Source organism: Streptomyces sp. NPDC098101 (genome assembly GCF_044760185.1).
GTDB lineage: Bacteria > Actinomycetota > Actinomycetes > Streptomycetales > Streptomycetaceae > Streptomyces.
Genome location: NZ_JBIWAS010000006.1, coordinates 108,897 through 122,951, shown reverse-complemented (window position 1 = coordinate 122,951; position 14,055 = coordinate 108,897). Strand labels below are relative to the sequence as shown.

Genomic DNA, 14,055 nt, shown 5'->3' with positions numbered 1-14,055 from the left:
CGGACACCATACAACGAGGGTGAGCAAGCGCTTAGATCCACCGGGGGCGGCGGACGGGTCCGGGCCCGGGTTCAGAGCTTCTGGAAGGGGTCGTGCTCGGCGAGGAGCTTCTCCAGGCGGGCCTGGTCGACGCGGCTGACGATCTGGCCGGCCTCCTGGCGGTCGCGGACGACCTTGGCGAGGGTGAAGGCCGAGGTCGTCAGGTAGAGGACCGAGACCGCGAGGAAGGCGCGCACCCAGGCGCTGGCGTCGAGCTGGTAGACGCCGATGGACACGGCCGCGATCGCGATCCCGAAGGAGATGACGGCCTGCATGTAGTAGGCGGCGGTGTTCTGCTGCTTGACCGGTGTGTCGCTCATGCCCGAAAGCATCGGACGGATGTGGCCCCCGCCACATCCGTCCGCGTACTCATTCCCCGTACTCAGGGACTCGGGCCCGGGAACTCAGAAGGCCGAGATCCCGGTGAGCGCCCGGCCGATGATGAGCTTCTGGATCTGGCTGGTGCCCTCGTACAGGGTCATGACGCGGGCGTCGCGGACCAGCTTGCCGACCGGGTACTCGTCGATGTAGCCGTAGCCGCCGAAGACCTGGAGGGCGTTGTTGGCGGCGCGGACGGCGGCCTCGGAGGCGAACAGCTTCGCCCGGGAGGCGGCGGTGGCGAAGTCCCGGCCGCGGTCGATCAGGTCGGCGACCCGCCAGGTGAGCAGCCGGGCGGCCTCCACGTCGACGGAGATGTCGCTGATCAGCTCCTGCACCAGCTGGTACGAGGCGATCGGCTTTCCGAACTGCTCGCGCTCTCCGGCGTACCGCAGGGCCGCGTCGAGGGCGGCCTGCGCGATGCCGACGCAGCCGGCGGCGACCGACATGCGCCCCTTGGCGAGGGCGGACATGGCGACGGCGAAGCCCTTGCCCTCGGGGCCGAGCATCGCGGCGGCCGGGACGCGGACGTCCTCCAGGACCAGTTCGGCGGTGGCCTGGCCGCGCAGGCCGAGCTTGCCGTGGACGGGGCGGCGGGTGAGGCCGGGGGCGTCGGCGGGGACGAGGAAGGCGGAGACGCCCTGGTGGCCGGGGGTGTCGTTCGTGCGGGCGAAGAGCAGGACGACGTCGGCCCAGGTGCCGTTGGTGATGAACATCTTGGTGCCGTTGACGACGTAGTCGTCGCCGTCCCGGACGGCCCGGGTGGCCAGGTTCCCGGCGTCGGAGCCGGTGCCGGGCTCGGTGAGGCCGAAGCAGCCGAGCGCCTCGCCGGAGGCGAGCCGGGGCAGCCACGCCCGCTTCTGCTCCTCGCTCCCCCAGGAGGCGATCGTCTTGGCGACCAGGCCGAGGGAGACGGAGACGATGCCGCGCACGGAGGAGTCGCCGCGCCCCAGCTCCTCGGTCACCAGGCAGTACGCGAGGTGGTCGCCGCCCGAACCGCCGTACTCCTCGGGGATCGTCAGGCCGAGGAAGCCGACGGCGCCGAGCTTCTTCACGATCCCCCGGTCCACCTCCTCCGCGCGGTCCCACGCGGTGGCGTGCGGGGTCACCTCCCGGGCGACGAAGTCCTCGGCGAGCCGCCGTACGGCCTCCTGCTCCTCGCTCAGCGCCAGATCCACCGTGCCACCTCACCCGTCCGACCGCGGCCACTTTAATTACCACTGCTAGTTTTCGAAGCGCAGGCCTACTATGTGCGCCATGGCCCGACCGCGCAAGCCCCTGCTCAGCCGAGACCGCATCGTCGAGACGGCGGGCGCGCTGGTCGACGCGGAGGGCCTCGCCGCGCTCTCCACCCGCAGGCTCGCGGCCGAGCTCGGGGTGAGCGGGCCCTCCCTCTACAACCACTTCCGCACCAAGGACGAGATCCTCGACGCGGTCGCGGACGCGGTGAGCGCGAAGATCGACCTGTCGATGTTCGCGGCGGACGACCCCCGCGACTGGCGGACGGCGCTGCACGACTGGGCGGTCTCCTACCGGGCCGCCCTCGCCGACCACCCGCACATCGTCCCGGTCCTCGCCCAGGGCCCCGGCCGCCGCCCGGCCGGTCTGCGGGTCGCGGACGCCGTCTTCGGCGCGATGGTCCGCGCGGGCTGGCCCCCGGCCCAGGCGACGTACATCGGCGCCCTGATGCGGTACTTCGTCACCGGCTCCGCGCTCGGCTCCTTCGCCCGCGGCTTCGTCGACGACGAGACGGCCTACGACCCCGCCGCGTACCCCCACCTCGGCCAGGCCCACCTGCTCGCGGAGCGCCGCCGGCAGGTCGACGAGGGCGCCTTCGAGACGGGCCTGCGGGCGCTCCTCGACGGCCTCGCCGGGCAGTACGCGTCCCGGGTGGCCGGAACCCGTGACGCTTCGGCCGCCGCCGAAGGGTGAGTGCGGCAGCCTGGGGGCATGGCAGCCAGTGACCTCGCCGCGTTCGCGGCGCTCTTCGCGGACGAGAGCCGCGCCGCTTTCCTGCTCGCCCTGCTCGACGGGCGGGCCTGGACCGCCGGGGAGCTCGCCCGGCACGCCGGGGTGGCGCCGTCCACCGCGAGCGAGCATCTCGGGAAGCTGATCGGGGGCGGGCTGCTCACGGAGGAGCGGCAGGGCAGGCACCGGTACGTGCGGCTCGCCGGTCCCGGGATCGCGCACCTGGTCGAGGAGCTGGCCGCCCGGTCCGGTCCCGCGGTGCCCGCACGGCCCCGCTCGCTGCGGGAGGCGAGCGCCGGGGAGGCGATGGCCCGCGGCCGGACCTGCTACGACCACCTCGCCGGGCGGCTCGGCATCGCGATCACCGAGGCGCTGACGGCGCGGGGACTGCTGTGCCAGGACGCCGGGTTCGCGCTCACGGACCGGGGCCTGGCGTGGTTCGGCGAGCAGGGCATCGCCCTCGTACGGAAGGGGCGGCGGCCCGTCGCGCGCGGCTGCCTCGACTGGACCGAGCGCCGGCCGCACCTGGCGGGGGTCGCGGGCGCCGCGCTCTGCCGCCACGCGCTCGACGCCGGATGGTGCGTGCGGATCGGGTCCGGGCGGGCCGTGAAGGTGACCCCGGCGGGCGAGGACGCGCTGCGAACCCTGCTGGGGATCGCGCCGGGGGCGCTGCAGTGACGGTTCCGGCCGCCGCGCGGAGCTCCGCCGGGCCTCGGTCTCCTCGGTCCCCTCAGCCCCCCTCAGTCCTTCAGTCCGCCCACTGCCACTCGACGCCGTACGCGCCCGGCGGGCACTTCATGGGCAGCAGGTGCGCCGTGTGGGAGGCATCCAGGGGCGCGAGCTGCCGGTTCCGGGGCTCGGCGCCGAGCCGCGCGCGGTAGTAGTGCCGACACGTCGACGGCACCGCCGAGGGATGGAAGCGGACCTGGAGCAGATAGGTCCGCAGAGGTGTGGTGACACGGCGTTCATAGTGGTGGGAGACGCCCGCGGTGGCGGTGCAGCGGAGCGTGTACTCGACGACGGCGGTCTCGTTCCTGGCCAGCCGACGGCCGAGCGGGATCTCGGCGACCACGCAGTTCGGCTCAGGCTGCGACCGGACGGCCGGGGGCGGCCCGTGGGGGACGGTGAGGTCGACCGCGGCGGCCTCCGCCGAGTCCAGGGTGTGCATGACCGTCAGGTGCCGCGCGTCGTCGCGGACGGCCCTGACCGCGACGGTGACGCGGATCTCGTCGATGAGCCGGCGCTCGTTCACGCGCACCGCCTCGTGGACGACCAGGCGCCGCAGACCGGCGTTGAAGTGCGGAAAGGTGTCGCCGAGGACCCTTTCCAGGTCGGAGTCCTCGCCGTAGACGCCGCGGACGGCGGCCGGGTCGTGCTGCGGGACCCAGCCGCGCGGCCGGCGCCTGAGCAGGGAGCGCAGGGCGCCGCGCGGAAGGCCGAGGAAGGGCTCCAGGGCGTCGACGGCGCGCAGGGACTGGGGCCTCTCGGGCAGGCTGCGGCCGCTCTGCCAGTAGCTGAGGGTGGCGAGGCTGAGGGTGATCCCGCAGGACTCCAGGTGGTCGCGCACGCGGTCCAGCGGCAGGCCCCGCCGCCGCAGGGCCTCTCTGAGCACGGCCGCGAACATCGCGTCCGTGCCGTCGTCGTGGGGGGTGTTCGGCATGGCGTCTTCCAGCGGACGGGGACGGCGGACGGGAACGGCGGACGGGGACGGCGGACGGGCGGGACGCGGGGCTCCGGCGGAGAGCGGCCGGAGCTCCGTCGGCGCACGACCGGGGGGCCGCTCGCCTCGTTCCGCGAGCGACCCCCGGCCGGTCCTTCTACGGACGCGTTCAGTTGGTGTTGAGCGTCAGCCCGTAGTAGCGCAGGGCGTCGTCGAGCGGCTGGAAGTGCGAGGTGCCGCGGGAGTTGACCCCGCCGGTGCACTTCTGGCCGATCGGGCCGCCGGAGGTCATGCCCTGGGCCTGGTTCCCGGAGATGTACGCGCCGCCGCTGTCGCCGCCCTCGGTGCAGACGCTGGAGGTGGCCAGACCGGTGACGACCGTGTCGGGGCCGCCGTTCAGGTCCTTGTAGGTGACGGTGTTGTTGTAGGAGCCGATCGTGCCGCAGGTCCAGCCGGTGGTGGCGCCGGACTTGCAGATCGCCGCGCCGGACGAGGCGCGGCTGCCGCCCTTGACGGCGACCGTGCTGGTGCTGCCCTGGCCCCAGGTGCCGACGGCGGTGACGATCGAGTGACCGGAGTTGACGGTCAGGACGCCCATGTCGACGCTGCGGGTGCCGAGCGCGTAACGGGTCTTGTAGCCCTGGGCGAAGGCCGTCCCGTCGTAGCGCAGGGTGTTGGTGACGCAGTGCCCGGCGGTCACCAGGTACTGCTTGCCGGAGCTGTCGCGGGCGCCGTAGCCGACGGAACAGTAGTTGCTGGTGTTGTTGAACGTCATCTTGCTGCCGGGGTAGATCGCCGCCTGGGCGGCGAACTCCTGCTGGCCCCGCACGATCTCGACGGCGGAGCCGTGCTTCGCGGCCGCGGCGAGGAACGCTCGGGCGGCGGCGCCCCGCTCGTTGTTGACCTTGACGGTCACCTTGTCGGAGGCCAGGTCCACGGACCATCCGACGACTCCGGAGGGGACCTTCTTCGCCGCGAGGGCGTCGAGTTCGGCCTTGATCCCGTCGAGCACGGCCTGGCCGCGGGCGGGCACCCGGGCGGCGAGGCCGGCCTTCTCGATCCTGGCCGCCTCGGCCTTGCCGCCGGCGTTGACGGTCAGCGTGCCGGAGGCGTCGAAGAAGGCGCCGTCGCCGGCCGTCCCGCTCCTCCTCAGCTCGGCGAGCCTGGCCTGCTGGGCGTCCTGGCGGTCCAGGCGGTCGGCCGCGGCCTTCTCGCTCACGCCGAGCGAAGCGGCCAACGCCCGTACCATCTCGGGCTGGTAGCGGGGGGTGGACTCCGTGTCCTGCGCCTGCGCCAGGGTCTGGGTGCCCAGGACCGCCGAGGCCGAGAGCACGAGGCCCATCGCGGCCAGGCGGTACTTACGAGAGTTGCGCACGTTGATTCCTTCCGGACGACAGCCAGGAACCCGATGGGGGGTGTATCGCCGGAATGCGCCAACAACGCACCGGCGAAAGGCGGTTCCTGTCTGACGGGGAGTCGGGGACTCGCCGCGACCCGAACTATCACCCAGCGGCCGAATGAATTTCAAGACGCGTGCGGCGGGCAGTTTTCAACAGAAATAACGGCTTCTCTGTTGAACGGGAAAACGGGAACCGGGTGGTCTTTTCCGAGGAATGGGAGCGTGGTCGCGAGGGGGTGCGGAAGACGTCGGTTCACTCGCCCTGCGGCACGCCGGCGCGGTGCGACCGGGATACGTATAGGTGATGGACCGTTTCCGGATATTCAGGGCCCGGCCGGGTTCGTAGGGTGGTGCGATCGGATCGGCGGCCGAGCGGACACGAAGGGGCGCGGCCGTGAGGGCGCGCGGCCCGCCGGGTGAATCCACCGCGGTCCGCGCCGGCAGAGCGGGAAAGCGCAGAACCGAGGAGACGGCGTCATGACCAAGGTCTATTTCCAGGTCAATGTCCCCATAAGGAGCTCCGTGCAGCCCGGACGGTACGGGCTGCACATCCTCACCGGGCCGGCCGACAGCTGGTCGGAGGCCCTCCGCATCGCGCGCGAGACCTGCGACACGGCGGCCGCCGCGCAGCGGGCGGGCTTCCCGATCCCCCGCCGGCGCCCGGACGGCTGGGGAGCGCGCGGACTGCGGCCCGGCTGGGTGTTCGACTGGACGGCCGCGACCGTGGACGCCTGGGAGCACGACGGGATGTTCCGGACCGGCGGGACCTCCCCGTTCCCCTGGTAGGCGGCCCCTTAGGGGGTGCGGCCCAGGCGGTGGGTGAGGTCACGGCGGGAGAGCGCCCCGGTCTTGCGCATGGCGCGGGCGATGTGCTGCTCCACCGTCCGGGGCGAGAGGTGCAGGGTCGTGGCGATCTCCCGGTTGGTCAGGCCGGAGACCGCGAGCTGGGCCACCTCCGCCTCCCGGGGGGACAGCTCGTCGGCGTGCGAGGGGCGGCCGGGAGGGCGGCCCTTCTTCACCGGCTGCCGCGTGCGCAGCAGGGCCCTGGCCCGCGCCGCGTCCCAGACGGCGCCCAGTTCGCCGAAGCGCCGGGCACAGGACTCCAGCTCGGCGACCGCCGCCAGGGGGGAGGAGGGGTCGGAGGCCGGGGCGGGCGGGGCGGTGGTGTCCCCGGTCTTCGCGTCCGGGTCGGCGTCCGCCGCGGTGTCCGCCGCCACGCCGGAGGGACGACCGGAGGCCGAATCGGCCGGGGCAGTGGAGGGCTGACCGGACACCGGGTCCGTCGGGGCGGTCGAGGGACGACTGGACGCCGGGTCCGTCGGGGCGGTGGAGGGGCCGGACGCCGGGTCCGTCGGCGTGGCGGTGTCCCCCGGCTCCGTGGCCGGGTCGGGGTCCGCCGCCAGTACGCAGCGGGCGGCGCCCTCCATGGCCAGGGCCCGGGCGTAGGGGCGGGGCATCGCCGCGTAGACCGCCGCGGTCTCCCGGTACAGCTCGGCCGCCCGCAGCAGTCCGCCCCGCCGCTCCCGGTCCCGCTCCCGGTCCGTGGCCTCCGCCTCGGCGAGTACGGCCCTGCTCCACACCAGCGCGGCCCGGGCGGCGGGCGCGTCGAGCCGGCCGAGGCCCCGGGAGAAGTCCCGGATCACGCTGCGGGCCCCGGCCCTGTCCCCCGCGCGGGCCAGCGCCTCCACGGCCCACGGCGCGAGTTCCGCGGCCCACGGCCACACCCCCTTCGCGGCGACCGCCGTCCAGGCGGCGCGTGCCTGATCCGCCGCGGCCTCCACCTCCTGGCGGGCCAGGGCGAGGCGGATCACGGCGCCGGCCGTCGTCGCGGCCAGGGGAACGGGCAGCTCCTCGGTGCCGATCGTTCCCCGCTGGGACAGCCAGGAGGCCGCCTCGCCCCAGTCCCCCCGGGCGAGGGCGAGCAGGCCCCGCACGACGTGGGCGTCGGAGGCGATGAACGGCATGTCGGCGGTCGCGGCGACGAACTCCTCGCACCGCTCGGCGAGCCCCGGCCACCGCCCGGTCCACCAGTCCCGGAGCAGCCGCGTCCCCAGCGCGTTGTACTCGATGTAGGGCGCGCCGCTCCGCGCGGACAGCTCGCCCCCGGCCGTCAGCAGGTCCTCCGCCCGCTCGTAGAAGCCGAGCCAGACCGCGAAGTCCGCGGCGTTGCACAGGCCGCGCGCCGCCTGCCGGGCGCACGCGGGGTCCGTGTCCTTCGCGGGCAGCTCCTTCACCAGGTCCCACGCCTCCGGCTCGGCGCAGCTCATGGCGAGTCCCGTCCGGCCGGCCAGGACCGCCGTGCGCATGGGCTCGTCCCCGCTGGCGTCCGCCGCGACGGTGGCCTCGGCCAGCCAGCGCCGGTGGACGTCGAGGGTGCTGCCCGGCCAGTAGGGGCTGGAAAGGGCCGCCATGGCGCGCGCGGCCAGGCCGGGCCGGACCTCGCGCAGTTCGGCGGCGGCGGTCTCCAGGACCCGCCATCCCTCGGGGAACCGGCCCATCTGGTTGCACAGCATCAGTCCGAGGTCGAGCCGCAGCTCGCCGCGCACGGCTGGGGGGAGGTCCGCGTCCCGCACGATCTGCGCGAGGACCTCCACGGTCTGGTCCGAGCGCAGTCCGGTCACCGCGCTGCGGGCGAGGAGCGGTGCGAGGCGGGCCCGGCTGCGCGGGGGCAGGCCGGGCGTGGCCAGGGTCCGTTCGAGGAGGGTGACGGCCTCCTGGTGCCGGCCGGACTCCGCGGCGGACCCGGCCGCCTTCTCCACCGCCCTGAGCCATCCGCGGGTCTCGCCGGCCGCCCTGTGGTGCTCGGCCACATCGGCCCAGGGCACGGGCTGTCTGCGGCTCAGTACGGCCGCCGCCCGCCCGTGCAGGTCCTGGCGGACGGGGCCGGGCACGGCGGCCCGTACGGCCCGTGCGGCCAGCGGGACGGCGAAGCCGTAACGGCCCTCGGCGGGCTCGGACAGGGCGGCTCCCTCCAGGGCCCGCAGCAGTGCCTCGTTCCCGATGGCGGCTCCGAGTCCCGACACCGCGATCAGCTCGTCGCGGCCGACGGGCCCGGCGAGGACGGCGGCCGCCCAGACCACCGGCCGGTGCGCCGGGGACAGCGCGTGCGTACGGCTCAGCGCCAGCTCCGCGAGCCGGGCGGGCACGTCGGCCGCCTCCACCTCGGCGGCCGTGCCGGTGAACGGCGGCCGCTGTTCGCCCAGTACGGCGAGGAGGTCGACGACCACCCGGGGGACCCCGCCGGTGAGCTCGCGCAGCCTGCGCGCGGCCTCGGCCGTGCAGTCCTCGCCCAGCGCCTCCGCGGCGGCCCGGCGGACGCGCTCCTCGTCCCAGGGCGCGAGGCGGTGCCGGAGCACCGTCAGCCGGGAGGGGTACGCGGGCGGCGGGGCGCCGAGCGGCAGGCCGGGCGCGGGGAGTTCCTCGGGGCGACAGGTCACGGCGGCGGCCGAGCCCGGCCCCAAGCCTTCGAGGACCCGGCGCAGCCGCCGGAGTTCGTCCCCGTTCGCCCGGTGGACGTCGTCCACCAGCCAGAGGGTCGGGCCCCGCCGGTGCTCGTCCTCGTCCGGCGGGCCGGCGTCGGCTCCGCACCGCCACCACACGCGGGCTGCGTCCGCCGTCCCGGGCAGGTCGGCCAGCTCCCGGAGCAGACGGGTCTTGCCCTGGCCCGCGGCGCCTTCGACGAAGAGCAGCACCGGTTCGGCGCGCTCGTCGGCGAGGGCGCGCGCCAGGGGCCGCAGAGCGGAACCACGCGTCTCGATCACGCCGGCCTCCTCGCTCTCCTTCTTCCGGGCGGCCCCGGCACATCGCGCGCGGAGTCGGCACCGCCCCCGCGACAGGCCCGCGCGCGACGGATTCCGCTTCCGGCTCACCGTTGCGCGCGGTGCGATTCCCGCACCGTACCAAGGCGGCGACGCGAGAACACAGATACGGAACGGCATTTTCCCCGTTCCCCTCCGTGAATTCCCCGGAGGCCGCACGAGGCGAATCGAAGGCGGTGGGCGGCGCGGATCGCGTGGATGGTCGCGCGTATTCCCGCCTTCTCCCCCGGCATTCGGCGGGCACGGGTGCCCGGGCGCGCGGAAGAGCTTTCGGTGGGAAGGCGCACCGCGGAGCGCATCCCGCCGACCGCGGAAAAGCGGGGCGCGGTGCCATCCGGCCGGGACTGCCCGAAAGCGGTGCGCACAGCTCGTTCCGCACGCCCGTGCACGTGCCGGCCGACCGAGGCCGGACGGATCCCGTACGGCTGGCGCACGACTCCGCGAGTCCGGTCGACCGGGCCCCGAAGCTATGGCTCCGTTTCGCTCCCGAACATCCGGGGCGCCGGTTCCACGGATACGCAATCAACCTTCCGGGGGCGGTACGGGGGCGCGCCGGTGCCTCTCATCGCCCTGCCGGGCCCCTCCCGCCGGAGGCCGTTCGGGCGCGGGAGGCCGCGGGGCGTTCGGGCACGGGAGGCCGCGGGGCGTTCGCCCGTCTCGCCAGGGGACGCCTTCCGCGCGGCGACCGTCCCGCCGAAGGGATTCCGCCCCGCACCGGCTCGCGAACGAATCCTTCCGGTTTCGCCGCGATTCCGGCGAAACCACGGTGCGGTGAACGGCGCCCGAAATAAATAGGTGTCCGTATAGAGGGGGCTCCGGATGGTCGCCCGGAGCCCCCTGTTCGTAGGTTTCCGCTCACCGGTCGATCACTCGCCACCCACTGGCGATCGGCCGCATCACGAGGGGCCACGGGCATACCGGCCCCGCCGCCCTTCGTGCGCACCGCTGCCGACCCCCCACAGAAGAACGGACGGCATCCGGAGAGCAGGAACCGGACCCACGGACGCGCTTGCGCGTCCGTGGGTCCCAACCCCCCTGTTTGTCCCCTTCCGTGACGGCGGACCAGCCGCCCGATCGGACCGAAAGGAACCACAGTGCGCGGTTTTACCCCCCTCCGAATATCCCTCGCGGTCGCGACCGCCGCCGCGGTGATGGGCACCGGCGTCGCCTTCGCCGGCGGCTCCTCCGACACCGCCCGCCCCGCCGAGACGACCCGCACCGCCGCCCCCGGCCGGGCCGCCGCCCCCGTGGCCGCCGACGTCACCGGCGCCACCGAGCTCGTCCAGGGCCTCATCGTCGGCTACAAGTCCCGCGCGGAAGAGGCCGGTTCGAACACGGCGGTCGCGAAGGACGCCCGGGCCAAGGCCGACGAGGCGGGCGAGCCGGTCTCGTTCGAGCGGCGCCTCGGCACGGGCGCCGCCCTGGTCGACCTGCCCGAGGCCGACGAGGCCAGGGACGCGCAGAAGGTCGCGGCGGCCTTCCTGGCCGACCCCGACGTCGCCTACGTCGTCCCCGACCGCCGGGTGCACGCCACCGCGGTCGACCCCGCCGAGTACTCCTACCAGTGGGACCTGTACGAGTCCACGGCCGGCATGAACGTCCCCCCGGCCTGGAAGCGGGCCACCGGCAAGGGCGTCACCGTGGCGGTCCTCGACACCGGCATCACCCGGCACACCGAGCTGAACTCCCAGGTCCTCCCCGGGTACGACTTCATCTCGAACACCTGGACGGCCAACGACGGAGGCGGCCGCGACGACGACCCCTCCGACGCCGGTGACTGGCTGAAGAAGGGGGAGTGCGGCAAGGACAGGTACGGCAACCCCGTCCCCTCCGGCGACCGGAACAGCTCCTGGCACGGCACCCACGTCGCCGGCACGATCGCGGCCGCGGCCAACGGGTCCGGCGTGGTCGGCGTGGCCCACGAGGCGAACATCCTGCCGGTCCGCGTCCTGGGCAGGTGCGGCGGATCGACCTCCGACATCATCGACGCCATCACCTGGGCGTCGGGCGGAACCGTGAGCGGCGTGCCCGCCAACAAGAACCGCGCCGCGGTCATCAACATGAGCCTGGGCGGTGAGTTCGCCTGCGACCAGGCCTACAACGCCGCGCTCAAGGGCGCGGCGGACCGGGGCACCACCGTCGTCGTGTCGGCGGGCAACGACAACGCGGACGCCGCCTCGTACAGCCCGGCCGGCTGCGCCCACGTGGTCACCGTCGCCGCCTCCGACCGGGAGGGCAACCGCGCCGTCTACTCCAACTACGGCAAGGCCGTCGACGTCACCGCCCCCGGCGGCGAGACCGGCGTGCGCGCCGCGGACGGCATCTGGTCCACGCTCAACAAGGGGACCAAGTCCCCGGGGGACGCGAGCTACGCCTCCTACCAGGGGACCAGCATGGCCGCTCCGCACGTCGCGGGCCTGGCCGCCCTCATGAAGCAGAAGGACCCCTCCCTCACCCCGGCCCAGATCGAGCAGACCGTCAAGAACAACACGCGCGCCCTGCCCGGCACCTGCTCCGGCGGCTGCGGCGCCGGGCTCTCCGACGCGGACAAGACCCTGGCCGCCGTCACCGGCGGCTGACCCCGGCCCCGTACCGACCGGCCCTTCCCCCGTACCCGAGCAGCCCCGGCGACTTCCCCCCGCCGGGGCTGCCCGGCGTCACCCCCACACACGGAATCCCCCACACGGGATCCCCGGCACGAGACCCCACACGGGATCCCGCTCCCGGGATATTACGGTGAGGGCCGAACGGTGCTCCGCCTACCGTCGGGACATGCAGAAGCACTCCTCCCGGCTCGCGCTCGCCGCGGCCGGCGTCACCGTCGTCCTGTGGGCCTCCGCCTTCGTCTCCATCCGCAGCGCGGGTGCCGCCTACTCCCCCGGCGCGCTCGCGCTCGGTCGGCTCCTCTCCGGGGTCCTGGTCCTCGGCGCCGTCCTCCTGGTCCGGCGGGAGGGGCTGCCGCCCCGGGCGGCCTGGCCGGGGATCGCGGTCTCGGGGCTGCTCTGGTTCGGGGTGTACATGGTGGTGCTCAACTGGGGCGAGCAGGAGGTCGACGCGGGCACGGCCGCGATGGTCGTGAACGTCGGACCGATCCTGATCGCCCTGCTCGGCGCGCGGTTCCTCGGCGAGTCCCTGCCGCCCCGGCTGCTCGCGGGCATGGCGGTGTCGTTCGCGGGCGCGGTGACCGTCGGCCTCTCGATGTCCCGGGACTCCTCCGGCGGCCACGCCTCGGTGCTGGGGGTCGCGCTCTGCCTGCTCGCGGCCGTCGCGTACGCGGGCGGGGTCGTCGCCCAGAAGCCGGCGCTCGCGCACGGCAGCGCGCTCCAGGTGACGACGTTCGGCTGCCTGGTGGGAGCGGTGGCGTGCCTGCCGTTCGCCGGACAGCTGGCCGGGGAGGTGGGGCGGGCGCCGCTGTCGGCGACCCTCAACATGGTCTACCTCGGGGTGTTCCCGACCGCGCTCGCGTTCACGACCTGGGCCTACGCCCTGGCCCGTACGACCGCCGGGCGGATGGGCGCGACGACGTACGCCGTGCCCGCCCTGGTGGTGCTGCTCGCGTGGGCGTTCCTGGGCGAGCTGCCCGGGCCGCTCACCCTCGCCGGGGGCGCGCTGTGCCTCGCGGGGGTGGCCGTGTCCCGGTCCCGGCCGAGGAGTTCCGCCGCCACCGGAACGGCCGAATCCACCTGACAGGCCACGCCTCCGGTTCCGGTCACTTCGCGGGCGTCCGACGCCGGTCGCGCGCCCGCGACCTGGGAGGGGAATGTCCGTCAAGCCTCAATTCCGGCCGGGCGGACGAGGAACCACGTTTCGCCACCGTCCGGCCGGATAGTTTCGAGTCGGCCACGGGCACGGGCCGGAACGCAGCACTCCGACACCTTCCGAACCACCAAGCCGACGGGGGAGCCGATGGCGATTCAACAGCGGGCAGAGCGGACAAGACAGGAGATTCTGTCGGCGGCCGCGCGGGTGTTCGACAGATTGGGGTACGAGCGGGCGTCCCTGGCGAGAATCGCGGGGGACGCCCGGGTGACGACGGGCGCCCTGGTGTTCCACTTCGCGACGAAGTCGGACCTGGCGATCGCGGTGCGCGCCCGCGCCCGCGCGATCACCGGCGTCACCGTCGAGTCGGCCTGCTTATCGGCCGAGGGGGTGGGCGGCACGGCGGTCGACAAGCTGGTGATCACCACCCACGCCCTCATCCGGCTCTTCGAGACCGACCACGTGGCACGGGCCGGCGAGCGCCTGGCCCGCGAGCTCCAGCCGACCGACCCCGCCCTCGCGCGCGACTGCCCCTGGCGCCGCGAGGTGAGCCGGCTGGCGCGGTACGCGGTGGCGGAGAACGCCCTGCGTCCCGGCGTGGACGCGACGGCGGTCGCGGCGCTGATCGGTTACGTGGTGACCGGGGTCGAGCTGGAGATGCGCCGCCCGTGCCCCCCGGCCGACACCTCGCGGCTGCTCGCCGACGGCGGACCGCAGGGCCCGTGCGTCCCCGAGAGCGGCGCCCTGCACGGCTCCGCCGAGGAACGGCTGCGCCGCATCTGGGAGTTGATCCTGCCCGGCCTCGTCCGCCCGTCCGCCCAGCCGCCGCACGGCCCCGCGACCGGCCCAACTGCCGCCGCCAACGCCACCACCGCGCGGACGCCCGGTCCGGCCTCGACCCCGGCACCCCACGCGCCGGGGCAGACGTCGTACGGCCCCGCCCAGGCGCCCGCCCCCCGCGCCCAGGGTCCCCGTCCGCAGAACCCGCGTCCCCAGGGCCCGCGCCCCTCACGACCCGCGTCGGCCTGAGCGGC

The 14,055-nt window shown here is 74.6% G+C and carries 11 protein-coding genes; 6 read left to right on the top strand and 5 right to left on the bottom strand.

From position 1 onward, the window contains the following. Positions 1-71: 71 nt before the first annotated feature. Positions 72-359, bottom strand: coding sequence for a YiaA/YiaB family inner membrane protein (locus ACIQVI_RS26015; protein WP_351973625.1), 288 nt, complete (start codon positions 357-359; stop codon positions 72-74). An 84-nt stretch (positions 360-443) separates the two neighbouring features. Further along, on the bottom strand, positions 444-1,595 hold the full coding sequence (locus ACIQVI_RS26010) for an acyl-CoA dehydrogenase family protein (RefSeq protein WP_403600030.1): 1,152 nt from the start codon (positions 1,593-1,595) through the stop codon (positions 444-446). Between the two features lie 79 nt (positions 1,596-1,674). Between ACIQVI_RS26010 and ACIQVI_RS26005 the strand changes: the two genes are divergently transcribed. Beyond that, complete coding sequence (locus ACIQVI_RS26005; protein ID WP_351973623.1) at positions 1,675-2,349, top strand: TetR/AcrR family transcriptional regulator; 675 nt, start codon at positions 1,675-1,677, stop codon at positions 2,347-2,349. 18 nt (positions 2,350-2,367) lie between these two features. Continuing rightward, complete coding sequence (locus ACIQVI_RS26000; protein ID WP_403600027.1) at positions 2,368-3,063, top strand: ArsR/SmtB family transcription factor; 696 nt, start codon at positions 2,368-2,370, stop codon at positions 3,061-3,063. A gap of 70 nt (positions 3,064-3,133) precedes the next feature. Here ACIQVI_RS26000 and ACIQVI_RS25995 read toward each other — a convergent pair whose 3' ends face one another. Both ACIQVI_RS25995 and ACIQVI_RS25990 read right to left on the bottom strand, forming a co-directional pair. Then, entirely contained in the window at positions 3,134-4,045 is a 912-nt protein-coding gene (locus ACIQVI_RS25995) for a hypothetical protein (protein ID WP_351973621.1), read from the bottom strand. 169 nt (positions 4,046-4,214) lie between these two features. After that, entirely contained in the window at positions 4,215-5,420 is a 1,206-nt protein-coding gene (locus ACIQVI_RS25990; RefSeq protein WP_403600023.1) for a S1 family peptidase, read from the bottom strand. 501 nt (positions 5,421-5,921) lie between these two features. On the opposite strand from ACIQVI_RS25990, the gene ACIQVI_RS25985 reads away from it, so the two are divergent. Continuing rightward, positions 5,922-6,230 (top strand): hypothetical protein, encoded by a 309-nt coding sequence (locus ACIQVI_RS25985; RefSeq protein ID WP_403600020.1) that lies wholly within the window; start codon positions 5,922-5,924, stop codon positions 6,228-6,230. Positions 6,231-6,238: 8 nt separating this feature from the next. Here ACIQVI_RS25985 and ACIQVI_RS25980 read toward each other — a convergent pair whose 3' ends face one another. Then, entirely contained in the window at positions 6,239-9,205 is a 2,967-nt protein-coding gene (locus tag ACIQVI_RS25980) for a LuxR C-terminal-related transcriptional regulator (protein WP_403600017.1), read from the bottom strand. Positions 9,206-10,356: 1,151 nt separating this feature from the next. Here ACIQVI_RS25980 and ACIQVI_RS25975 point away from each other — a divergent pair. The 3 genes from ACIQVI_RS25975 to ACIQVI_RS25965 all read left to right on the top strand — a co-directional run bounded on the left by ACIQVI_RS25975 (position 10,357) and on the right by ACIQVI_RS25965 (position 14,050). Further along, positions 10,357-11,841 carry a S8 family peptidase gene (locus tag ACIQVI_RS25975; RefSeq protein ID WP_403600014.1) on the top strand — a complete coding sequence of 495 codons (1,485 nt, stop codon included), beginning with the start codon at positions 10,357-10,359 and terminating at the stop codon, positions 11,839-11,841. A gap of 193 nt (positions 11,842-12,034) precedes the next feature. Further along, a complete protein-coding gene (locus ACIQVI_RS25970; protein WP_403600011.1) occupies positions 12,035-12,949 on the top strand; it encodes a DMT family transporter in 915 nt (304 codons plus the stop codon). Positions 12,950-13,168: 219 nt separating this feature from the next. Continuing rightward, complete coding sequence (locus ACIQVI_RS25965; RefSeq protein WP_403600008.1) at positions 13,169-14,050, top strand: TetR family transcriptional regulator; 882 nt, start codon at positions 13,169-13,171, stop codon at positions 14,048-14,050. Positions 14,051-14,055 lie beyond the last annotated feature (5 nt).